General features: G+C 73.6%; 6 protein-coding genes and 1 pseudogene. 4 read left to right on the forward strand and 3 right to left on the reverse strand.

The annotated features are described in order from the left end of the window. Positions 1 to 20: 20 nt before the first annotated feature. The 3 genes from ACPCK6_RS11150 to ACPCK6_RS11160 are packed head-to-tail and all read right to left on the reverse strand — an operon-like array spanning position 21 to position 20,813. Positions 21 to 19,499, reverse strand: coding sequence for a DUF6531 domain-containing protein (locus tag ACPCK6_RS11150; protein WP_423481046.1), 19,479 nt, complete (start codon positions 19,497 to 19,499; stop codon positions 21 to 23). A 25-nt stretch (positions 19,500 to 19,524) separates the two neighbouring features. After that, complete coding sequence (locus tag ACPCK6_RS11155) at positions 19,525 to 20,406, reverse strand: WXG100 family type VII secretion target (protein WP_423481047.1); 882 nt, start codon at positions 20,404 to 20,406, stop codon at positions 19,525 to 19,527. After that, entirely contained in the window at positions 20,403 to 20,813 is a 411-nt protein-coding gene (locus ACPCK6_RS11160; protein ID WP_135240768.1) for a YbaB/EbfC family nucleoid-associated protein, read from the reverse strand. Before ACPCK6_RS11160 ends, ACPCK6_RS11155 begins: the two co-directional genes overlap by 4 nt. Before the next feature lie 252 nt (positions 20,814 to 21,065). Between ACPCK6_RS11160 and ACPCK6_RS11165 the strand changes: the two genes are divergently transcribed. The 4 genes and pseudogenes from ACPCK6_RS11165 to ACPCK6_RS11180 all read left to right on the forward strand — a co-directional run. After that, on the forward strand, positions 21,066 to 21,386 hold the full coding sequence (locus ACPCK6_RS11165; RefSeq protein WP_135240767.1) for a WXG100 family type VII secretion target: 321 nt from the start codon (positions 21,066 to 21,068) through the stop codon (positions 21,384 to 21,386). Positions 21,387 to 21,425: 39 nt separating this feature from the next. Then, positions 21,426 to 21,728, forward strand: coding sequence for a WXG100 family type VII secretion target (locus tag ACPCK6_RS11170; protein WP_318334597.1), 303 nt, complete (start codon positions 21,426 to 21,428; stop codon positions 21,726 to 21,728). A gap of 122 nt (positions 21,729 to 21,850) precedes the next feature. After that, a complete protein-coding gene (locus ACPCK6_RS11175) occupies positions 21,851 to 22,699 on the forward strand; it encodes a hypothetical protein (RefSeq protein ID WP_423481048.1) in 849 nt (282 codons plus the stop codon). A gap of 16 nt (positions 22,700 to 22,715) precedes the next feature. Then, positions 22,716 to 24,615 (forward strand): annotated as a pseudogene (locus tag ACPCK6_RS11180) (hypothetical protein); the annotation flags it as partial.

Consider the following 24,615-nt stretch of genomic DNA (forward strand, 5'->3'; position numbering starts at 1 on the left):
CGGCCGGGGCGGGCGGCGGCTCACCGCCGGGGGACCGGAGCGGGGCGCGGGTCCGGCACGGAACCGCCGGACGAGGTGGACACCGCCGCGTCGTGCGGGAAGCGCGTCACCGACTCGCCGGTGCGCCGTTCCACCACCCGGCCGAGCAGGTCGTACGTGTAGTGCGTGACCTCGCCGGCCGCGTCGGTGTGCGCGACGAGCTGCCCGGCGGCGTCGTAGACGTACCGCTGGGTGCGGCCGTCGAAGTCGGTCTCGGACACCATCCGGCCGTTCGGGTCGTACGTGTAGGTCCACGTCGCTCCCGCCGGGTTGGTGACCCGGACCAGCCGCAGCTCGGTGTCGTACGCGTACTCGGTGCGGTTGCCCTCGTCGTCGATCTCGGCCGTCACCAGGTCGAACGCGCCGTACTCACGGATCGTCCGGCGGCCGGTGGCGTCCACCCACTCGACCAGGTTGCCCTCGCCGTCGTAGCGGAACTCCTCGACCGAGCCGTCCGGGTTCTCCCGCCAGGCCAGGTCACCCTCCAGCGTCCAGCCGAACTCGGTGAGACCGGTGTCGTCCTGGATGCTGAACAGGCGGCCGAGCGCGTCGTAGGTGTACTCCGTCTCGCCCTGACCGGTGCTCACCGCGGTGATCTGCCGGGCCGTGTTGTGCACGACGGCGGTCGGGCCGACGTGGGTGGTCGTGCCCCGCCCGTCGGCGGCCGGCTGCTCGTACCGGACCACCTCACCGGAGGCGTCCACCTCGGCGATCAGCAGGCCGTCCGGGCCGAACTGGCGGTTGCGGGTGCTGCCGTCGAAGTCGGTCCAGGACACCGCGCGACCGCGTTCGTCGTACGTGGTGACGGACCGGCTGCCGTCCGGCCGGACGACAGCGACCAGCCGCCCGAGCGCGTCGTACTCGCTGGTGGTGGTGCGGCCCAGCGGGTCGGTTGTGGACCGCAGGCGGTACGCCTCGTCCCAGACGTTGCGCGTGGTGGCGCCGAGCGCGTCGGTCTCCGCGACCACCTGGAAGCGGTCGTTGAGCTCGTAGACGCGCACCGCGCCGAGCGAGTCGGTCACCACCGTGCGGCCCGGCTGGTAGTCGAACCGGTAGCGCAGGTAGCCGCCCTTGCCGTCGGTGGCCACGCACCGGCCGGCCTCGTCGTAGGTGTACGTGTACCACTCGCCGTTGCGGTCCTCCCAGCGCACCAGCCGCCCGTCGGCGTACGTGAAGCGCTCGGGGTCGCCCGAGGAGTTCGTCACCTCGATCAGGTTGAGGCCGGCGTCGTAGCCGAACTGCGACGCCGCCATCAGGTCACCGGCCGCGTTGGGCAGGGAGACCATCGTGACCAGTCCGGCGGACGAGGTGAACGCGATGGTGGCGCCGGTCGACGACAGCAGCTGCGTCGGCGTACCCCGGCGGTCGCGCTGGATCGTCCAGCTGACGCCGCCGTCGGTGACGTCGGTGAGCAGCGACTCGGTGTCCGACGCCGCGGCGAACAGCAGGCTGCGGCCGGACGCCGGATCGGACAGCAGCCAGCCGCCGCCCACCAGCCGGCGCAACGGCAGCGTCCGGCCGGTCTCCGGCTGCGCCACCTCACCCTCGGCGGGTAGCGGATACGTGAGCAGCGAACCGTCGGCCGCCAGGTAGCGGACCTGCTCGCCGTCGACGATGATCCGCTGGTCCAGCGTGGAGGCCCAGGCCCGGCCGAACGACCGGCCCCACCGGTAGTCGGAGCGGTACGTCCGCTCCAGCGTGAGTCCCGGCACGACCGCGTCGGTGTGGGTGAGGATCATCCGGCCGGTGGTGACGTCGATCGGGTCACCCACGGTCGGCGTCTCCGCGGTGGTCTTCGCCACCGCCTCCGGCGCCACACCGGCGAACGTCTCCGTGGTCGGCGAGAAGTCCGCCATGTCGACGTCGCTGTCGACGTCGCGGACCGAGGTCATGTCGACGTCGGAGTCACCGTCGCGGACCGAGGCCATGTCCACGTCGCTGTCGGCGTCGCGGACCGAGGTCATGTCGACGTCGCTGGACGGGCCGGGCACCGGGTCGCTGGTCCGGATCAGCACGACGGAACCGTCCGGTCCGATCTGCGGCAGCGTCGCCAGACCGGGCACCTGCGAGTCCTCGAACGTCACCCGGCCCCGCGCGTCCTTCGACACGTTCACCACGTGGCCGACGGTGCCGGGACCGCCCGTGCGGAAGCCGACGATGCCGTTGGTGCCGTTCGGCATGGCGCCGAGCGCGTCCACCAGCCCCTGGAGGGTGCCGACCTCCTCGGTGGTGCGCCCCGGGTACTGCTTCTGGAGGTCGCTCAGCTCCCTCGGCTGCGTCTGCGACGGGATCTGGGTGATCAGCCCGGACTGCTTGTAGCTGTCGACCGCCATCGTGAGCGTGATGCAGTCGTTCTGGTTGCCGGCGTCGCGGGACTGGTGGATCTGCCGCAGGTGCCGCCGGTCCACGTCGTTGAGCGTGTCCAGGTCGGCCGCGGTGTTGGCCGTGCCGCCGTGCGAGTTCGCCGCCATGATCTGCAACGTCGACCCGTTGCTCAACGGGACGTCCCGGGACAGCGCGTCCCGGAAGGTGTCGAGGATCCGGTTCTGTGCCTGCGGGTCGCCCTGCGCCGCTGCCAGCTGCTCGGCCAGCGGCGTCGTGGTGTCCGCCTGCGTCGCGGCGGAGGCGGTGCCGATGCTGACCGGGCCGGTCTGCTGCCCCTGGAAGCCGTACTCCTGGCGACGGCCCCGCCGGTGGCTGCTGCCGCTGGGACGGCTCCGGTCCCGCGGGCTGCGCGACCGGTCGCTGCGGTCGCGGCTGCCGCTCGGCTCGCCGTCGACCGCGAACGCGTGCGTCGTGGTCCGCTGCGTCCTGCGTGCACCGGTGATCAGCTCATCGGGCCGGGGCCGCTGCGACGGCGGAACGTAGTCCTCCTCGCTGGCATAGCCACGACGGGCGGGGCCGTACCAGCGACCGACGTTCTCCCAGTAGTGCCGTGCGCGTTCGCTCCTCGCCAGTGAGTGGATCTCCTGGAGCGCGTTCGCCGCCTCGTGGCGCTCCTGGGCGTAGCCACGGGCCTGCTCCGCGAAGGTGATCACGGTGGCGAACTCCCGGCCGGCGGCGCTGGTGATGGAGTCCAGCGCCGTGAACCCGCGGAGGTAGTTCGCGATCTGCCCGGCCGTCCGGCGACCGCCGTCTGCCTCCGCGCCGATCCGGTCGCCGAGGCCGGTCCCGTCCGCGTTGTTGTACGGGCGGTTGCCGACCATCGGCTCGTTGAAGTGACCGTCCCGGTTGCTGCGCGGCCCGGTACGCGGGCGGTGCCCGGTGCTCGCGTACAGGTCGGAACGGATGCTCTGGTAGCTCTGGTACGCCGTCGACGACGTGTCGGCCAGCGTCGCCTGCGAGGCGAAACCGACAGTGTCGAACCAGGCCTGGGCCTGCGCGGTGACCTGCCCGACCGGTGTGCTCTGCGGCGGCGGCGACGGGGTGTCGCGCTCGACGTACTCGTAGGTGACGGTGCCGTCGGGGTTGCGCCTGGCCTCCCGTACCCAGGTCGGCATGCCGTAGAGCGCGCTCGGCGGCGGCGGTGCCGCGTTCGCAGGCAGGCTGCTGGGCGTCTGGTCGGAGGGCGCGGCGAGTGCCGGTTCCACCGCGGCCAGCGGGTGCGGCGTGGCCGGAGCGGGCGTGCAACTGGTCAGGCCCAGCGGGTCGGCCACGGTCAGCGGATCGCTCACGTACGCGGTCGGGTTCGGGCCGCCGGACAGGCCCAGCGGATCCGGGCTGACGTACCGGCCGGTGGCCGGGTCGTAGTAGCGGAACCGGTTGTAGTGCAGGCCGGTCTCGGCGTCGACGTACTGGCCGGGGAACGCCAGCGGCGTCGCGGTGCGGTCCGCGCCGCGTCCCCACAGGTCACCCCGCGACCACCAGCGCAGCCCGCCGCCCGGCTCGACCAGGTGGGTGGGGGTGCCGATGCTGTCGGTGATCACCGCGCGGAGCGTGCCGTCGTCGGTCTGCGCGACCGGCACCGGAGCGTCCGGGCGGTAGTCCCACGTGGTCGTGGTGGTGGCGCCGGCGGCGTCGCGGTGCGTCTGCTCCAGCATCAGGTCACCGGACCAGGCGAACGACACCTCCTCCAGCACCCGGTCGTCGTCGCCGAGGCGCTGCTTGGCGATGCGCCGGCCGAAGCCGTCGTAGCGGTAACGCCAGCGGTCACCGCCGGGCGTGACGGCCAGGACCATCCGGTCCTCGGCGTCCCACTCGAAGCGCCACGCGCCCGCGTCGTCGACCCGGCCGGTGAGGCGGCCCTTCGCGTCGTAGGAGAACGTCGCGTCGCCGGAGCGCACGAGCATGGTGCCGGTGAACTCCCAGCGCCCACCACCGGCGCCGACCAGGTTGCCGGCCTCGTCGTAGTCGTACCGCTGCGGGACGTCGCCGTCGACGGCCCGGATGCGGCCGGTGTCGTCGGCGGTGAAGGACTGGTCACCGGCGAGCGAGTCGGCGATCGCGGTGACCCGGTCGGTGGCGTCGTAGGTGTAGCGGCGCTCGGCGGCGTCGGCGATGTGCTGCCCGGTGAGCCGCCCGGCCGCGTCGAAGGTCTGCCGCAGCGCGACCAGGCCGCCGACGGTCCGGCCGATCTCCCGGCCGGCGTCGTCGTGGGTGAAGCCGAGCAGGTGCTCCCCGGCGGTCAGGCTCTCCGGGCGGCCGGCGGCGTCGAACGTCCACCGGCTCGACCGGCCCGACGGCGTGGTGCGCGCCGCGACCGCACCGGAGGCGGTGTACGAGGTGCGCACCGTCCGGCCGTTGATCGTCTCGGACAGCACCCGGCCCTCGGCGTCGCGGGTGAACCGCACCTGCGCGTCCGGGCTGAGCACGGCTGCCACGTGGCCGTCGGCGTCGTACTCGACGCGGGTGACGGCGTCGCCGGCCCGGCGTTCGACGACCCGGCCCCGCGCGTCCCAGCGGTAGCGGGTGACGGTGCCGGCGGCGTCGGTGTGCGCGACCAGCTGGCCCGCCTCGTCGTGCTCGTAACGCTGGGTACGGCCGTCGAAGTCGGTCTGCCCGCACAGGCGGCCGGCCGCGTCGTACTCGTAGCGCCACGTCCGGCCCGCCGGGTTCGTCACCCCGACGAGCCGTAGTTCCGTGTCGTACGTGAACTCGGTGCGGTTCCCCGCCTGATCCACCCGTGCCGTGGGCAGATCGAAGGGGCCGTACTCGAAGCTCACCGCCCTTCCTGATGCGTCGATGACGTCCACCAGATTCCCTTCACCGTCGTAGAACCACCGTTGCGTGGAGCCGTCCGGGCCGACCCGCCACGCGAGATCCCCCTCGGCGGTCCAGCCGTACGTCGTGACCGCGCCGTCCGGGGCCCGGGTCGCCCGGATCCGTCCGAGCGCGTCGAACTCGATGTCGTCCGCGTGTGCGGGCGGGCGCGGCGGGACCGGGTGGGTCGAGCCGTCCGGGAGCGTGAGCGTGCGCGCGTCGTGGTCGAACCGGGTGACGCGACCGAGCGGGTCGGTGCGCGACAGCAGCCGGTGCGCCGCGTCCCACTCCTGCCGGACCGTCCCGCCCAGCGGGTCGACGATCGCGGTGACCAGCCGGCGCTCGTCGAACTCGTACCGGGTCACCCGGCCCAGCGAGTTCGTCACGTGCGTGACGCCGTCGTCGTAGCGCAGGGAGTAGCGCAGGACGTCACCGCCGCCGCCGGTCCGGACGCAGCGGCCCGCCTCGTCGTAGTCGTAGCCGAACCACTCGCCGTTGCGGTCCTGCCAGCGCACGAGCCGGCCCGCGTCGTCGTAGCGCAGCCGCGTCTCGTGTCCGGAGGAGTTACGCACCTCGACCAGGTGTCGCCGCTCGTCGTAGCCGAAGGAGGGAAGGTGGACGGTGCCGTCGTCGGCACGGACGTGCGCGCCGACGACCAGGCCACCGGCCAGGTGCGGCACCACGACCAGGCCGGACGCGGAGAGCAGCAGGCCCGGCGTGCCGTCGGCGGAGCGTTCGATCCGCCACCCGGTGCGGTCGGTGACCACGTCGGTGAGCCAGGAGTCGCCGTGCGCGCCGGCGGGCGCGAACAGCAGCCGGCGGCCCGGCTCGGTGAGCAGCCAGCCGCCGCCGGCCAACCGGCGCAGCGGCCCGCCCGGGCCGGCGACCGGCAGCGCCTCGTCGCCCTCGGCCGGCATCGGGTACGTGTGGATCGCGCCGTCGGCGGCCAGGAACCGCGCGTACGTGCCGTCGGTGACGACGCGCTGGTCCAGCGTGGAGGCCCAGGTCGGGCCGAAGCAGCGGCCCCACCGGTAGTCGGAGCGGTGGGTCCGTTCCAGGGTGAGCCCCGGCAGGCGGGCGTCGATCTCGGTGTAGAGGACACGGCCGGTGGTGACGTCGACCGGGTCGCCGACCACGGGTGCCTGCGCGGTGGGCGTCGCCACCTCGGCGGCGGGCACGTCCACCGGCGGGGCCGGGGCCGGTGGTGGCGGGGCCACCTCTGCCTCGTGCGCACGGTAGGCGTCCCACCAGGCGTTCTCGGCGTCCGTCAGGGCCCGCTCGGCAGCGGCGACGGCGTCCGGGTCCGCGTCGGCCCGGGAGGTCAGCCCGTCCAGGTGGGCCGCCGCGGCGGACAGCGTCTTTGCCGCGTCGGCGACGGCGAGCGCCGACCTACGCAGCCCCGGGGGAAGATCCCGGCCGGTGACGTCCCGGGCCGCCGCCTCGTCCAGCCGGACCACGAAGCCGCCGGGCACCCGGACCTCCGTGCCGGCCCGGTGCCTGCCGGTCGCGTCGCGGGAACGCGCGACGAACCGGAACTCGACGTCGTACTCGACCGCGGCGGTGAGCTTGTCGTCCGGGTCGGTGCGCCGGGCCGGCTTGCCGGTCGTGCCGGCCGACACCTTGCCCTCGTCCTTCACCTGGGCGCCCGGGTCGGTCCGGTAGAGCTGCTGCTCGACCAGCGTGGCCGCGTTGACGGCGGCGAACTCCTGCCGCTCGCCCACCTTGTCCGCGCCACCCGGATGACCGACGCCGCCGACGACGAGCGGCCCGGCCGTCTTCAGCGCGAACGAACGGCCCGCGGTCTGCTCGTACTCGGTGTCCGCGGCGCGTTTCGCCGAACCGCCGATCTTCACCGTGGCGTCCGCGCGCAGGAGCTTCGGGCGGGCCACCAGGCGGGCGTCGAGGAACAGGTCGCGGCCCAGCCCGGCCGGCATCGGCAGCGGGTACGCGCCGTTCAGCATCGCCGGCAGCGCCTTGATCCGGCTCACCGTCAGCGTGTCGCGCAGGGCCGCGTCGACGTCCCGGCCGGGTGCGGCGCCGGAGGCGACGAGCGCCTGCCGCGCCGCGTCGTGCAGGTCGGACAGGTCGACGAGGACGTCTTCGACGGCGTACCGGCCCGGCTCGGGCAGCCGGTCGAACCCGGCCTCCTCGCGCCATCGCCGCCGGCCCTCGTCGGTGGTCTGCCCGGCGGCGACCGGTGTGACCGGGCCGGACGTGGCCAGTTCCCGGCCCTCGGTCGCCGAGTACGTGGTGACGTCGTGGACCGCGTGGACCGACACGCCGCCCTCGGGCAGCCCGCGCCCGGTGACGGTGACGGTGAGGCGGACCGGCCCGCGGTACGTGGCCACCGGCCCGGAGACGGTAAGCGACTGCTCGTACGTGCGAGCGGTGCGCTCGATCGCCTTGGTGGCCCGGTTGCCGAGGGCGGCGGTGCCGGTCAGGCCGGCGGCGACGGTGCCGGAGGCCGGGCCGTGCCCGGTGGTGCGGGTGGCGTCGTCCTGGACCCGGTCGGTCTCGGTGCCCTGCGCCCGCCCGGTCAGCGTGACCTGCGCCGCCGTCTGCGAGGTGGTGCGGGTCTGCGCCTCGCCGACCACAGCGCGGTCGGTGACGGACAGTTCGTCGACCAGGTCGATGCCGGTGAAGCCCGGCTCTGCCGCAGGCTCGGCGGTGAGCGTGACGTGGTACGTGGCGCCCCGGAACCGCCGCTCCAGCCGTACCGTCTCGCTCCGGCCGCCGTTGAGGGCGTCGGCCAGGTGCAGGTGGGCGGCGCCGAGGAAACCGGTGCTGCCGAGCCCTCGGATCGGGTCGTCCGGGCCGCGGTCCCGGGTGGGCGGCAGGATCGCCTGGGCGAGTTCCTCGCTCGACTCGCGGGCCAGGGCACGCCGCAGGTGCGGGATGCGGTCGGTGAGGTCGAGGTGGGTGGTGACGCCGCCGATGCCGAGGGACCGCGCCGGTCCGGGCCGGAACTCCGGTTGTGCCGCGTGGGCCGGTGTGCCGGGGCCGGCCGCGTCCGCGTTCTGCCGCTGCTGCGCCTCGCGTACCAGGTCGCGTTCCCGCTGCTGGTGCTCGGCCTGCTCGGCGCGCTCCTGATCCTGCTTCGCCAGCAGCGCGGCCGTGTCCGTGTCGTGCTTCGCGGCCAGCTCGTCGCGTTCCTGCCGCTGGGCGGGGCCGGCGTCCGGGCGGGCGTGCTGCCGCCGCAGCAGGTTCGCCAGTTCCGTGGCCTGTTCGCGCCTGAGCCGGGCGGCCTGCTCGCGCTGGCCGGCGCGGAGCGTCTCGCTGTTCTCGGCGTGCCGCAGGTGCAGCCGCACGTCGGCGGTGCCGTGCCGGCGGGCGCGGTCGCGGTCCTGGAGCCGCTTCAGCTCCGCCGGGGTCATCCGCATGACGACCGCGCCGGGCAGGGTGAGCCGCCGGCCGGCCCGCCGGGCCGGTGTGCCGGGCCAGCGGCCCAGTGGGCGCAGGTTGCTGTCGTGGCGGGCCTCGGCGACCACCTCGGCCTCGACGTCCACCCGTACCAGCAGCTCACGTTCGGCCCGGCCACCGCCGAGGCGCAGCTTGGAGACTCCGGAGGCGCTGCGCTCGCTGATCCGGCCCCACGCCCGCCGCCACGGCGTGACGGACAGGATGACCGCGCCGCCGGGCCGGCCGGTGCTGCCGCCGTGGTCGGCGACCGGCCCGCTGCCCGACGCGACGCCGGTGGCGGAGACGCTCAGCTCGACCGCGCGCGCGTGAGTGGTCTTGCGGGCGGTGCCGCTGGCGAAGGTCCGCTTGACGCGGGCGAACTCGGCGCCGTCGAGCACCGCCGGGTTGGTCGGGCGCAGCCGTACCCGCACGTCGGCGCGGGCGTCGGCGGCCCGCCGGCCGTGCCACAGGTTGCTCAGCGTCAGCGGGCGGCTGAACAGTTCGGCGTCGCCGGTGAGGCGCTCGGGTGACAGCTCGTCGGCGATCACCGTGGAGATCAGGCCGTCCTCGGCCGCGTAGATGTCGTCCCGGGCGGCCTCGCGCAGCGTGTCGGCCACCGCCTCCTGCAACCGGTCGGCGCCGACGAACGACTCCACCCGGCGTCCGTCGAGGTCGTGCGGCCCGCCGGTCATCCGGCTCAGCGGCGGCGGGTACGCCATGGTCTCCACATCGCGGGGGACCGGGCTGGGCTCGGCGTCCGGGCGCTGCCGGGAGACGCGCGCCTCCGGCACGAGCATGCGCACGTCGAGGCGGTTCGTCCGGGGCCGCGTCCCGGACGTGGCGACGACGGCGGGCACCCCCCGGCCGTACGCCCCGAACGACAGCTGCCGGCCCGCCTGGTTGACCCGGACGGTGGACCGGGTGCTGACGGTGAGGTCCAGGGTGGCGGCGAACTCACGCAGCCGTACCTCGGTGGGTCTGCCCTCGTCGTCGAGCGCCGGTCCGTGGTCGCTCTCGGTGGACTGCCCGCCGGTGACGGCGCTCTCGTCGGTGGTGCCCCAGGTGAACGCGGCGCGCGGCCCGCCGAGCAGCGTCGACGCGGCCTGGCCGAGCGGGCCCAGGACGCGTGGCTCCAGGCTCAGCTCGGCCGACCGGCTGTCGTCGCGGGCGCTGGTCACCGTGGACCTGGCGGTCCGCTTGTCGGCGGTGCCGATCGTGTCGTGGCCGAGCAGGTCGCCGTCGGACACGTCGCGGAGGCTGCCCTGGACGGTCACCACTGTGACGTGGTCGTGGAACGTGCCGGTGCGGATCAGCGGGATCGTCAGTCCGGGGCCGACGATCCGGTCCGCCAGGTGGCGCAACTGGTCGGGGGAGAGCTGGGTCCGCAGGTCCGTGTCGCGGCTCAGCGCGGCCTGGATCTCGGGGGTCAGCCCGTCGGCGAGCTGCGCGTCGCCGAAGTGCCGCAGCATCTCGTCGCGGGTGGCCAGGCGGAACCGGTCGTGGCCGGGCACCGACCGCACCGCGTCGGCGACCGTCTCGTACAGGCCCCGGTCGCCGACCCGGGTCAGGTACGCGCCGCCGAACGACTCGCCCCGCTCGATGCGCGCCGGTGCGAAGTGGGTCCGGGCGGTGCCGCGCCGTCCGCGCCACTCCCGGCCGTCGGGGTCGAGGGCGGTGCCGGGCAGCCGGTCGCCGGTGGTCCACTGGAGCGCGTCGACGGAACCGGACAGCATCCGCGGCGCGCGGCCCAGGACGCGCACCTGGACGCCGTACTCGACCCGGTAGCGGACGCCCGGCGCGGTGCCGGTCACCGTCTGCTTGCCGCCGGTCCGCTCGGCGATCGTCCGGGTGGCGCCACGCTCCCGGCCGCCGCCGATCCGCGGCCCGACGATCAGACTCAGCGGCGCGGTGTCCACACCCGCGCCGGCGAGGCCCCACAGACCGAACGGCCGCTTGGTGGCGGCGGCGCTGGTGCTCTCGGCGGCGAGCGCGGACGTGCCGACGTGTGTGAGCCCGTCGACCCGCTCCACCTCCTCGACGCGCCGGGCGACCAGGCGGACCTCGACCTGCCGGGCGCGGCCCGGGAAGAACCGCCGCCAGCCGGTGCGCGCGGCGCGCGGCAGCGAACCCGATCGCACCCAGCCGTCGTGGACGTTCGCCGGGTCGGTGACCACCATCGTCGGCAGGCTGCCGGAGAACGCCGCGTCGCTGAGCAGTCTCTGCATCACCGGGCGGCCGGGCGCGCCGATCCGCACGAGGTCGGCCATGCCGTCCTCGGCGAGGATCGCCTCCACCTGGTCGAAGAACGTGGCGTCCGGATCGGCCGGCCGGCTCCGGACGCTCTCCACCCCGAACCGGTCCGGCACCGGCGCGCCGAGCGCACGGTCCGCGGCGGCCGGCGCTGTCGCGTCCGCCGTCCGCAACCCCGTGTGTACGGCGAGAGCGACGGTGCCGGACGTCTCGGCCGGGCCGACGGCGGGACGGCCGGGCCGCACGAGCCTGGCGACGAACCGGATCGGCACCGTCACCTCGGTCAGCCCGGTGACCTTCACAGTGGTGGTGGACGTGTAGGTGTCCTTGTGGTCGGCGGAGTGCTCGGTGACCGGTGCCGTCGGCACCGAGCCGCCGACGCCGACGACGACACCGGGCATCGCGGTTACTGTCACCTTCGGCTCGACCCGCCGGTCCCGGTTGTGGCGCAGCCTGTGGGTGAGGTTCTCCCGGGTCTTGGCGGTGACCTTGCGCGGGTCGTCGTGGGCCCGGTCCACTGTGAGCGCGTCCCAGTCGAGGACGGCGGTGACCCGCAGCTCCGCCGGGCGCCCGCCGATCGTCACCGGGTACGGGCGGCCCTCGCCGAGGAACTGGTCCACGTCGTCGCGGCTGTCCGCCTCCACGGTAGCGACCACGTCGTCGGACAGGCCGGGGTCGAGGGTCCGCAGCGCCGCACCGAGCGCCGCGTTCTCGGTGGCGCGCAGCTGTTCGGCGAGGCCGAGGGTGCGGCTGTCCCGCAGGTACGACGGCAGGCCCCGGCGTACCGCGTCGGGCGACGGCAGCGCCGCGGTGGTCTCGGTGGCCGACGAGGTGGCGGTCCCGGCCGCGGTGCTGACCTCGTGGGCCGACGGGGTGGCCGGGCTGTCGGTCGGCGGGCTCGCCGGATCGTCGGGCGTGCCGGGGCCGTCGTCGCTGTCGTGCTCGCCGAAACCGCCGAAGCCGTCGTCGCCGTCGTCACCGAACAGGTCGAAGCCGCCGGATTCGCTGCCGCCGTCGGAGTCGTCGTCGGTGTCGCTCGCCGGGGCCGTCGACGCCGGCACGTGGGGTGCGTAGGTGACGTGGCCCGCCGGGTCGATCGTGCGGACCAGTTCCAGCCGGCCCCGCGGCCGGGCACCGACCACCGGGTAGTCGCGGGGCGTCCCGGCCGGGTCGTCGTACACGACGAGGTGGACCTGGGTGCCGCGGGCGGCGGCGAACTCGACCACGTCGTGCGCGTTGGCGATGCGCTGCCGTTCGGCGTCGTCGATCGGCGTGTCGCGGCGCTGCGGTCCCGGGTCGGGGGCGAGCACGGCCCGGACGAAATGGCCGTTGTCGTACGGGTTGCGTTGCCGCATCGCCGCGGCCACGTCGAGACTCATCGTGTCCCGGCCGGCGTGCAGGGTGCTCGTCCGCAGGGCGTCCGCGTCGCTCCCGGGCAGGCCGTCGGCGATCGCGTCGTAGAGGGATCCCGGTTGCCGGCCGAGCCCGCCACGGTCGGCGATGGCGGTGGCGGCGGCGAACTCCTGCTGGATGGTCCCGGAGTCGTTCGACGTCGCGACGAGGTGCGCGGCGACGAGGCGCTGACTGTCCGGAAGACCGACGGTCCGGGCCGGCCGCGCCGGGTCCAGGTCGGGATCGACCTCGGGCGGGACGTCCGGCACCGGGGTGGTGCCCGGCGCCGGCAGCGAGACGGCGGTGACGTACCTGTTGTGTGGTTGCGCGCCGAGCTGCCGCAGCTGCTGCGGCGTGAGCGTCTCCTGCCACGTCCACGACGGGCCGGGCACCAGGTCGGTGGGCGCGGCGAACGGCTTCGGGGCGGCGACTGCCGGCTTGCGCAGTTCGGCCCGGTACTCCTTGAAGCCGGTGCCCTCGGTGTAGAACAGCTGCCGGTTGACGTTCGTCGGCACGGCGTGCGACTGCGGCAGGAAGTTGCCGACGGCGAAGTCGGCCGCGAGCCGGGACAGGTCGGTGGGCGTGGCGGCGCCCACGAAGTCCGTCATGAAGGCCAGGTCGCGGTCGGGATGCCTGTTGTTCTGCGAGTCGACCTGGACGTCGACGGTGAGGACGTCCGCCGGCAGGCCGGCCGGCGTCGTCGCGCCGTGGGCGACGGCCAGTTCCTCGCCGTACGCCTGGTGCAGGCTCTCGGCCAGCAGGAGGAACTCCGCGCCCGCCTCGCCGAACCGGACCTCGGGCCGGCCCAGGGTGAGCAGGCCGTCGACGAACAGGTTCGGCTCCGGCGAGTACGGCAGCATCGGGTGGACGGTGGCCTGCCGGTCCCGGGACCGCATGTCCTCGTCCACGGCGGTGGTGAAGTCCCGGACGAAGGCGTCCCGGCCGGCCGGTGTGCCGAGCTTGGCGAGGCCGTTGTGTACGGCGGCCAGCTTCTGCTGCTCGGTCGTGCGTTCGGTGCCCGCGGGGAGGTCGGTGATCCTCGCCTGGTGGTCGCGTGCGCGTCGTTCCAGCCGCTCCCGGGTACGCCGGATCAGCTCCTCGGTGTCGCCGACGCGGTAGCCGCCGGAGATCATCAGCGGGCGGGCCGGTGGCTCGTCCTGCGGTCCGGCCGACTCCGGGTCGAAGCGGGTCCGGCGGTCGATGCGGTCGAACACGTGGGTGCCGTCGGCGGTCGTCCGGGCACCCCTGTCGAAGTCCTGGATCGACACGTACGGGTAGCGCCGGGCGTCGCCGTCCGGGCCGCCCTGCGCGAGGCCCTGGATCGCCGCCACCGTGTCGGGGTCGCGGAGCACCTGGTTGCGGGTGCGGCCGTACGGGAACTTGTCGTTCTTCGTCCCGACCGCGTAGCCGTTGACCGCCACCGGCACGTCGAGGCTCGCGGCGAGCCGGGCGGCCCGGGCGACCGCGTCCCGGAAGGCGAGGTCCGGCACCTCGGCGGTGGTGTTGACGCCGAAGACGAACGCGACTGTGGTGCCCGGGGCGAGTCCCTCGGTGACGGCGCGGACCACCTCGGGGATCTGGTCGACGTCGTCGGCGGGCAGCATCGAGTTGACGACGAACCCGATGGGCGCGCCGTCGTCCTTGAGGTCGGCCGTCTCCTGCCGGTAGTTGCCCGGACCGACGTCGCGGGTGTGCCGGGTCAGCTCGTCGAACCGCGCATTGCGGCCGCCGGGCACCCGTACCGGCTGGAAGCGGACCGGCGCCGTCCGGGGCGGCAGCCCGCCACGGTCGGGCGAGAGCACGTCGCGTTGCTGACCGGCGATCCGGTGGACGTTGCGCGCCAGCAACCGTGGATCGTTGCCGGGCTGCCGGGTGGTGGTCGCCATCAGCGAGTCGTCGCCCTTGACGAAGGTGCCGTCCAGGGCGCGGTCCGCCACCGAGTACTCGTCGCGCAGCCCGAGGAAGTGCCCGATCTCGTGCGCGAGGTCGAGGTCGGAGGAGTGCGTCGACCAGGCGGTCTGGGTGGTCGGTGCCGGGGTGCCGTGCAGCGCCACGACGGCGTGCGCCTCGCTCGGCCGGGTCACGAACTCCACTGTGACGTTGAGCTGATCGGCGCCGATCCGGAAGCCCCGGTTGTAGATCGCGTCGACCGCGTCGCGTACCCGGGTCTCCACGTCCGGCCGGGCATCCGCCGCCGTGTCGTCCCGGGCGTCCAGGAAGACCTTGACCGTGAAGTCCTGCACGTTGCGGTCGCCGAGGTCCAGCACCCGATGGTCGTACGCGATGCGGTTGTCCACCGCGTCGAGGCGCAGGCGGGGCCGGTCGCCCGCCGGAACGGTCAGGCCGGCCTGCTCGTACGAGCGCGCGACCACGTCGGGCACGCGGGTGTCGGGATGGAGCCCACGGTCGATGACGTCGTACGCGCTGGTGTTCGCGATCCGCCGTGGCGCGGTGTCGTGCTGCTCGGCGCGCGCCTGGGCGATCTCGTCGCGGGTCTTGGGCGTGGGGAACCGGTCCGGCAGGACTCCCGGGACGCGCAGGGTGTCGTCGGCCGGGGGAGCGGCCGGCGCGGCGTCGGTGCGCGGGCGGGCGTCCGGGTCCAGCGGCAGGCCGGTGACCGTGGCGAGGGCCTGGTCGACCTGGTCGGAGCCGGTCTGGCCGAGCGCGTCCCGCCACCCGTCGAAGTACGTGCGGACGCCGCCGTCGTCGTCCTGGACGAAGTCCCGCACCGTGGCGGGATCGCCGCCGTTGCGCAGGTACTCCGACGCGTTCACGAGCAGGTCGTGGCCGCCCCGGGCGGGGTCGTTCCGGACCGACGCGGGCTCGTGATCCCACGGCCGGGTGTCACCCGCCGTCCCGGTCACCGAGAGCGTGGGCTTGCCCGCCGTGAGCGCCTCCTGCCAGGTGTTCGCGCCCTCGGTGACCACGAGCGTGGCGCGGTTCCGGAGCCCGGCCATCTGTTCAGGTGTGACGTGGGGCAGCGCGGCGACGTGGACGCCGGCATTGCTCGTGGTGAGGGCTCGCTTGTCGTTGCCGAGGACCAGGACGACGGTCGTCCGGCCGGGCCGGGCTGCGGCGGCCAGCCGGTCGACGACCTTCTGGTGCGGAGGCGTGTCGGGCGTGTCGCCGTAGTAGACGAGCACCACGTCGGTGGCGTCGTCGCCGACCACTGTCGCGAGGTCGTCGGCCCCGGGAATGCCGGTGGCGGTGATGACGTCCCGGGCGGGCGGCGGATCGGCGGGCGGCGGGCGGCGGTAGGCCGGTACCCCGGTCGAGGTCTCGTCGAGTTCCGCCTTGACCGTCCCGGTGGTGCTGCGGACCTGCCGGGGGAACTGGTCCCACAGGAACGGCTGGAGCGTGACGACGTCGTGGTCCCGGCCGCCGGCGGCGTCGCGCAGCGGACCGGCCCACGCCTGCTGGAACCACTCCTGCTTCTGCTCCGCGGTCCACTCCGAGCCGTCGTCGTTCTTCGGTACGTCGACGGCCGGCAGCACGGTCAGCACGTCGCCCTCGGGGAGCGGGCTGGTGGCGAGCTCGTCCATGCGCAGGCTCTGGGTGTTGCCCTGCGCGCGGATCGTCTTCTCGCGGATCTCCTCCTGCCGGCCCACCTCCCACGCCCTGGTCGTCGGCGCGCCGGGCCAGTCCCTCGTCTTCCACGCTTGCTCATTCGTGCCGGGCGGCCGCTGCGGTCGCATGACGACGTCCATCCCGCCGCGGTGGCCGGTCCACTCCCGGTGGAACAGGTCGTACGAGCCCGCCGGTGTCCCGAACTCCTCCTGCCGGCCGAGCTGCTCGGCGTAGTAGGGCGTCTTGTTGCCGGGATAGGTCAACACGACCGTGCCCCGGTAGCCGGTGGCGGCCAGCCCGTCGAGCATCGCGACCGTCGCGGCCTGGTGGCCCAGACCGGGCGACCCCTGGTCCACGATGTGCACGACGCCGTACTTCTCGTTCAGCCTCTGGCCGACGGGGGTGGGCGAGGGCCTCGGGTCGCGGTGCCGCAGCGTGGCGGGTGAGAGGTCCGTCGGGGTCAGGTCGACGGCCTGGGCCGTGGGACCGGCCGACGGCGGTGGCGGCATGCCCGGCGGTGGTGGCGGTGGCGGCATGCCCGTCATTCCGGGCGGTGGTGGCGGTGGTGGCGGGGCCGGGGCACGGGACGGGATCTGCGGGTTCGGACGCGGGTCCGGCGTCTGGTCGTGCGCCGTCTGCGGCACCGGCAGGTCGCGTACCGGGCCGGCGGTCAGCGCGGCGTCGTGGATCGTCGCCAGATCCTGCGCGGTGAGATAGTCCGTCGGCCCGGTCGAGGTGGCCGCCTGCTGCGACGACGTCGGCAGCGTGCCGACCTCGAGGCCCATCACCCCGGGACGGTCGACTGTGGTGAACAGGTGCTCGGGGGCCTGGTGACCCTCCTTGGCCCCGAGGTAGTGCATCACCTCGTGCACCATCACCGACAGACGGTCCCCGGTGTTCCACAGGTGCTGGTCGGTGCTCACCCCGGTCTCCGAGGTCACCTCGACCGGCGGGTTGCGGCGTGGATCCGCCTGCCAGTCGCGGGTCATGCCGTCGCGCCACGGCGGCGTGTCGACGACCAGGTCGATGTGCAGCAGCCGGCCGTCGGGCAGCGTGTACCGGCCGTTGACCATGTCGTCGACGGTGCGCTGCACCGCCGCCGCGAAGTCCCGCAACTCCCGGGGGGACATCTGGTCGTTCTTCGAGACCAGATCCAGGTGTACGTCGAACGACCGGTAGTCCCTGCCGTCGGCGCTGAACTCCCGGGTGGTGAAGTCGATGGTCGTGATCTCGCCGCGCAGCAGGTGCGTGCCGGGGACGACGGTGTCCGTCCAGGGCACGTACCGCTCGGTGCGCAGCCGCTTCGGTTCCGCGCCCGCCTTGGCCTGCCGGAACTGCGGGCTCGGCTCGGACCGGGTGGGCGCGGAAGGGTCCGCGACGGCGAGCGGCGGCGCCTGCACGCTTCGCGAACCGTCCGGCGAGGGCTCGGTGATGTCGTCCCGCGCTGCCGTCGGTCCGTCCGGCGTCGGTGCGGTGCCGACGGCGCTCGTGTCCGTGGCGTGGTCCGCCACCGTGTCGCGGCCGGCGGTGTCCACCGAGGCGTCCGAGCGCACGTCGCCCGCTGTGGCGTCGGTAGCCGGGCCCGGTACCGCGACCGCCTGCTCCGTTGTGGAGGGCGTGCCGGCAACCGGATCGGTGGCCGAGGAGGCGACCACGGCCGGACCGTCGACCGCGACGCCGTCGACGGGCGCCAGTGGTGGCGGTGGTGCGGCCCCGGCGACGTCGCGTGGGGGAGCGGACGCCTGACCGCCGGTGGTCGAACCCGACGTCGGCGTACCGGTGGTCGGTGTGCTCGTGGTCGACGTGCCGGTGCTCGGTGCGGTGCCCGGCGTGGTGGTTGTCGGTGTGGCTGCGCTCGGTGTGCCTGCGCTCGGCGTGGCGGTGGACGGTGCGGGGCCGGACGGGACGGCCGCCGGGCCGGCAGTGGTGGCGGGCGAGGTCGCGGGTGCCGTGGTGTCGGCATCTGCCGTCTCACCGCTCGATGTCGGGGTGTCGAAACCGGGAAGTCCGCCATCGTAGGGCGCGGCGACGCCGGCGCCCGCTGCCGGGATGCCGGTCGCTGGCGTACCGGTGCCGGCGCTCGCCGGGTTGCCGCCCGGCGTAGCCGTGGTGTCGGCGCGCGGGGTCGTGGCTTCGCCGCCTGCGGCCGGGCCCGGCTCCGTGGCGACCCCGCCGACCCCACGCGGGTCGGCGCCGACGCCCGGACCGGCCGTGGCGGGCCCGCTCGGGGTCTGACCGTCTGCGCCGGTGGGGCCCGCGCTGCCGTTCGGTACGCCCGCTTGTGACCCGTCGCGGACCTGACCACCGGCGGCCTGACCATCCGGGGTTTGACCGCCGGGAGTCTGAGCGCCCGGAGTCTGACCGCCCGAGGTGTGACCGCCGACGGTCTGACCGCCCGAGGTCTGCCCACCCGCAGTTTGGCCGCCTGCGGTCTGACCGCCCGAGGTTTGAGCACCCGGGGTCTGACCGCCCGCCGTCTCGCCCCCGGGAGGCGGGCTGCCTGGTGCGGTGTTTCCGGCGCTGCCTTGGCCGGTGCCCGGGTTGCCCGGACCCTGGTCACCGGAGCCCTGATGCGCCGGGCCCTGATCCCCGGCACCGCCTCCGGCGGCCGGGCCGCCCGAGGGCTGCGGACCCGGGCCGCCGCCCTGACTTCCCGGGCCGGCGGACGAGCCGACGGGGGGCGGGACGGGTGGTCCGTCCACGGAGGTGGGCGGCGGCGTGGGGGCGGTGGTCGTGAGGTTCTTCGTCTCGATCGTCGGCGGTGGCGCACCGGCACCGGCGCCCGGGCCGTAGCTCTGGCCGACCACCGTGGCGTAGTGGTGGGCCATCCCGCCGATCATCGACGAGCTCATGGTGGCCCACGGGTTGAAGCCGCCGCCGCCGACCATCATGGTGAACAGGCCCTCGAACAGCGTCTCGGCGAGCGCCGACAGGCCCTCCCGTGACAGGACGCTGTTGTTGATCTTCGGGAAGAACTTGCCGCCGATCATCTGCACGCCGCTGACGCCCGCACCGATGAAGGCGCCACCGGCGAACGCCATCGCCAGATCCTTGTAGTCGAGGGACTTGCGGTTGCCCTCGATGATCTGCGTGACCTGGGCGGCGGCGCTCTGCCAGAGTTCCTCCAGGCCCTCCTGGAACGCCTCCCAGGCCAGCCGCATCAGCATGTTCCGCAGTCGCTGACGGAACAGGCTGATCAGCGCCCCGACGATCTCCTGACCGATCTTGATAAGGGCGGGCACCGCTGCCGCGCCGAAGCCGGAGGCCAACGCGATGGCGATCTCCACGACCTGGGTGAACGCCGCGATGACGATGTTGTACTGGGTGTTCTCCGAGTCCAGCGCGAAGTTGTAGGCCGAGCCGCCCAGCGCCAGCGCGATGTTGCCGCCGGCCGGCACGTTCTTGGTGATCCCGACCTGGTACTGCTGGAACGCGTCCATCGCCGGGCCGGACAGGCTTCCGGCCAGCCCGTAGCCGAGGTTGGCGGTGGCGCCCATCCCGTTGAGGATGGTGCTGCTGAGCGCGTACAGCTCGTCGCCCATGGCCCGCAGGGCGGCGGGGTCGGCCTTCGGGTACTCCTCGCCGACGGCGACGAGGATCAGGTCGTACGCCCACTGCCACTGCGGGTCGTTGGGGATGTGGAAGTCGGGCATGTCCTACCGGGCGCGGGTGGGTGGCTCAGGCGCCGGGGATGATCGGGGTGGGCGTGCCGTCCGGCGCGTAGCTCAGGTACAGCGGCTGGTAGCCGGGCACTGTCGGGTCCACGGCCGGGTTCTCCTTGACGACGAAGAACCGGCCCTGTCCGGGGTCGATCGCCGTGCCGTCGGGCGTGGTGACGGGGGCGCCGGTCAGCGGGGTGATCGAGTCGTAGAGGTTCGCGTCCACCCGGGTGCTGCCGTCCTCGAACGGGTTGAGCGCGATCAGCCGGTACTCCTCGGGCAGCGGCCGGCCGCCGACGTGCGCGGTGGCGTACTCCGGCCCCATGAAGTAGGACGAGATCGCCGGGTGGGCGGCGGTGAGCGGGGTCAGCGGCTCGGCGGGCTCCAGCGGCAGCATCGGCGTGCCCTGCTGCTGCGGGAGGAGCCTGGCCCGCTCGGCGACCGGCTCACCGGCCGCCAGCCGGCGGGACAGCAGATGGGGCCGCTGTGCCTCACCCTCCGCGGTGGGCTCCAGCACCGGGCCGGCCGCCGCCCGCCTCGCGTACGCCGGGCCGTCCAGGCCGTCGAAGTCCTTCGCCATCCGCCGGCTGACGTCCAGGGCGGCCTCGTCCGCCTCGCGGTACGCCCGGCCGCTCTCCTTGAGACCCTGGGCGGTGTAGTGCAGGGTGCCCTTGACGCCGCCGATGATCGCTTCGAGGTTGTCCAGGCCCTGCAGGAACTTCGTCGAGAACTGCTCGCCCATGTCGTCGTCGCCCCAGGCGTTCGCGTACCGGGAGCGCAGGGCGGTCAGCTGAGAGAGGTAGGACTCGTAGAGCTGGACGTGCGACTCGTACGCCTTGCCGAGCCCTTCCACACCGTCCGGGTCGACCCACAGCCGCCCGCCGGGATTGTTGCTGATCATTCGGGCCCCCGGGTCAGGAGTTCCCGCACGCTCGTCACCATGCGGGGTTCCTTCGGTAGGAACGCGTCCGCGCCGGCCTGGCCCCGGACCAGCTTGTGGGCGTCCAGACCGTCCGGCAGCATCGGCGCCAGCACGTCGGCCGCCTGGTTCATGACCTGTTCCTTGGCGTCGGCATAGGTGTCCAGGATGAGCCGGGTCAGGTCGGCGGTGGTGAGCCGCTTGTGGGCGCCGGAGGGGAACTGGATGTCGGTCAGCACACCGTTCTGGCCGACCGTGACGCTCACCTCGCGGCGCGGTGACGTCGCGGTGGCCGAGAGCGCGCTCATCCGGGCCTGCATCTCGGCGAGGCTGGTGCGCTGCCGCTCGTACTCCTGGAACAGGCCTTCGATGCGCTCGCTGTAGTTCACGACGGACCACTCCCTCGACGTCGCCGTCAAGTGAAGCCGCCACGATCGTCGCGCCGGAACTCCGGCCGGGGATCAGTGCATGAAAGTGCAACCACTCTTCCCCGGCTGTCGGCCGGTGGCGGCGGTTGCGGGGGCGCTGCCGTGCAATGTTGGGTGACGTTCGGACATGGTGGCGCGACCGGGTTGCCGCCGGGCACCGCCGCGGATCAACACTCTTCCCTGCCACCTTTCCCTGACACGAGGAGTCCGGCCGTGACGATGCCGACCGTCAGCACCACCGAAGAGGGTATGCAGCGGGCTGCCCAGGAGTTCTCCGACAAGGCCACCGCCTTCACCGGCCAGCTGCGCGCCGTGAACGGGCAGATGGCCGTCCTGATCTCCTCCTGGACCGGCCAGGCGTCGCAGGGCTTCAACCAGGCCATGGACAACTGGGAGAACGCGTTCCAGCGGGTGATCAACGAGCTGCTGAACATGCTCGAGGTCATGGGCGTGACCACCAAGGGCTACCAGACGGCCGAGGACGAGGCGTCGAGCGTGGCCAACTCCTTCGGCGCTGCCCTGCCGGGCATCTGAGCCGCATCCCCCGACCCCCGATCTCCCGAGAGGACTGACGTGTCCAACTACACCTTCGACTTCGTGCAGGCAGACGCCGTGCTGACGGACATGCACCGCATCAACGGCCAGATCCAGTCGTCGCTGGAGGAGATGGAGCGCACGGTCGAGGCCAGCCTGGCCCAGTGGACCGGTGCCGCCCAGCAGCAGTACCGGGTCTCGAAGGCGGCCTGGAACCAGGCGGCCGACTCGATGGTCGGCTACCTGGAGCAGGCCCGGCAGACGCTGCTGCAGATCTCGGACAACTACGGCACCACCGAGCAGCGTCACGCCATGATCTGGAACGACGTCCGCGGCGGCTGACCCGCCGGACGGCCGCCGCGGACGCGCGTGGCGGCCGGCGTCGTCCGTCCCCGGCCCGGTGCGCCAGACGACCCGGGCCGCTGGGGTCTGTGCCAACGTTCCGCCGTCGACACCCGAGTGGAGTGAGCTCCTTGGCCCGCATTGACTGGGGATACCCCAACGACAAAGCCATCAGCGCGATGAACGCCTACGGCATGGGCGACGCCGCCATCGGGAAGCCGGAGGGCACCACCCAGGCGGCGTACGACTCGTGGATGGCCTTCTACAACAAGCACCAGAACAACCGCACCGGGGTGGACTACGAGCGGTGGAAGGACGAGGTCCGCGCCGAGCATCCGGAGTGGATCGAGGCCCGCGACTGGTACGACAAGAACATCCTCGACACCGAGGGCTGGAAGAACCTCGTCAAGACGTACAAGGACAACATCACCGACCCGTCGAACGTGAAGCCGCCCGCGTTCACCGACAAACCCGACTGGATCGACGAGGAGAAGACCCCGACCGACTCGGGCTTCAAGCCGCCGGCGATCAACCCGACGTTCAAGGGTGACACCGCCTCGACCGGCGGCGTGGCGGTCAACACCGCCGCGCTGAAGTGGTTCGCCGAGGAGGTGCTGGGCAAGGTCACCGGTGCCGGGAACATCCTGCTCACCACTGCCGATCAGGTGGGCGCGATCGACCCGCGTCCCGGCGCCTTCGCCCGGGCCGAGGTGCTGCGGCAGGCGGTCGTCGGGGCGACGGCTCAGGACGGCGGCGTCAAGGGCGACATGAAGGACATGCTCGTCAACATGAACACCGCCCTCCTCGCGGTGCAGACCGCCCTGCTGAAGATGGCAGTGGAGTACGACAACCTCGAAGAGCTGAACGCCCTGACCACCGACAAGCTCGGCGAGATCATGGGTGACTCCTTCAAGGGCCTGGACAACCTGAGCACCTACGGTCAGAAGATCATCAAGACCGACGGCAACTGACGCGGGCGGACGGGGCATGGGAAACGGTCTCGGTGACAGCAAGCTCGACGGGTGGAACGACCCGGCGGAGCCGGAAGGAACCTTCCCTCCGAAGGTGATCCCCGTCGGCGACCTGTACGACTACCAGACCTGGGCGACCGAGACCCGAGGCTGGCGCAAGCTCAAGGCCGCGGTGAACGGCGGCGCCGCCGTGTTCAGCGAGGAAGGGCTGAAGTACGCGGCCAGCCGCGTCAACGTGGAGTCGGTGGTCGAGGCGGCCCGGGCCTTCCAGGCGACGCAGGACCTGCTGATCTGGCTCGAGCAGACCATCCGCACCGCTGTCACCTCGATGGTCGGCGACGACAAGGCGTGGAAGGGGCCGGCGGCGAACGGGTTCCGCGACAAGATGAACTTCTACGCCGACCTGCTCGGCAAGCAGGCCGAGCACCTCGCCGGCGGCGCGGTCCCGGATTCCACCACCACGTCCAACAGCATCAACTCCTCGACGAACGTCACGTCGCTGCCGTCGCAGCTCTACGACGCCGCCAACCACCTCTCGTGGGCCCAGCAGACGATGGCCTACCTGGACGGCGCCTGGGCGACGATCGCCTCGCAGAACGGCGTCGGCGGCGGCGACGGCCCGGTGCCGATCAGCGGCACCGAGTACGAGAAGCCGATGGCCCAGCAGATGGCCGAGGTCGTCCACACGGTCGCCGAGCAATACAAGATCACCACGGACAAGGCGGGGACGTCCGGGATCACCATGCCGACGCCCAGCATCAACGTGCCGACCGGCCCGCCGATCTCGTCGCCGAACCTCACGACGCCGAACCTCACGACCCCGCCCACGCTCACCCCACCGGGGTTCACCACGCCACCCATCGGCGGCATCACCACGCCGGTGTTCACCACGCCGCCGAACATCACCGTGCCCTCGATCACGCCGCCGAACCTGGCCGGCACCGGTGGTCCGGGTTCCGGCCAGGGACCGGGCGCCATCACCCCGCCGGCGTTCTCGGGCCCCGGCGAGATCGGTGGTCCCACGCCCGGCGGGGGCGGGGGCGGGGGCAGCGGGCTGCCCGGCTTCGACGCGCCGGGCATCAACGGGCCGGGAGGCGTCGGCTTCCCCGGCGTCGGCGCACCGGGTGGGGTCGGCCTGCCGGGCGGGCTCGGCTCCGGCGTCGTACCGCCGGGCATCAAGCCGCCGGGCTCGGCCAACCTCGGCGGCGGCGCGGGCGGCGCCGGATCGGTCAAGCCGCCGTCGTTCTCCGGACCGGGCGAGGTGGGCGGCCCGAAGCCGGGGGCGGGCACGGGAACGGGAACAGGCATCGGCAGACCGGGCGGCGGATTCACCGCGCCGAGCATCCCGGGCTTCGGCCCACCCGGCGGCGCCGGTCCCGGCGCGGGCGGCAGCCCCGGGCTGCCGGAGAAACCGGACGCGAACGGGCTGCTCGGCAACAGCGACGACTTCGCCCCCGGAGCCGTCAACGGCGTGGACATCCCGGCGGCTCCCGGTGGCGCCGTGCCCGGTGGGGGTGGCTTCCAGTCACCGATGATGCCGGGCATGCCCGGCGCGGGCGCTCCCGGCGCCGGTGCCGGCGGCGGCTCCGGCGTCCCCGAGGCGCCGGATGCCAAGGGCCTGGTGGAGGGCGACGAGGCGGACTGGCGGTCACCCGGGTTCGACGGCGTACAGGTTCCCGGCGCGCCGGCCGGCGTCTCGTCCGGCGGCGCCGGGCTGGGCACCGGTATGCCGCCCATGCCCGGCATGCCGGGGCCCGCCGGCGGCGCGACGAACCCCGCCGGGGCCGAGTCCCCCGACGCCCGGGGACTCGTCAGCGGCGACCCCGAGACCTGGGGGCCGGTGGGTGTGGACGCGGGCTGGCCGGACGGGTCGGGCGGCGCGCCGGCCGGTGGCGACGGGCTCGGCGAGATCGGGA

Source organism: Micromonospora sp. AB353 (genome assembly GCF_049538395.1).
In the GTDB taxonomy this organism is placed as follows: domain Bacteria; phylum Actinomycetota; class Actinomycetes; order Mycobacteriales; family Micromonosporaceae; genus Micromonospora; species Micromonospora aurantiaca.

What these genes read in the sequence shown, in the direction of transcription:
- ACPCK6_RS11150 (WP_423481046.1), bottom strand. Translation starts at nt 19,499, where the DNA reads ATGCCCGACTTCCACATCCCCAACGACCCGCAGTGGCAGTGGGCGTAC.
- ACPCK6_RS11155 (WP_423481047.1), bottom strand. Translation starts at nt 20,406, where the DNA reads ATGATCAGCAACAATCCCGGCGGGCGGCTGTGGGTCGACCCGGACGGT.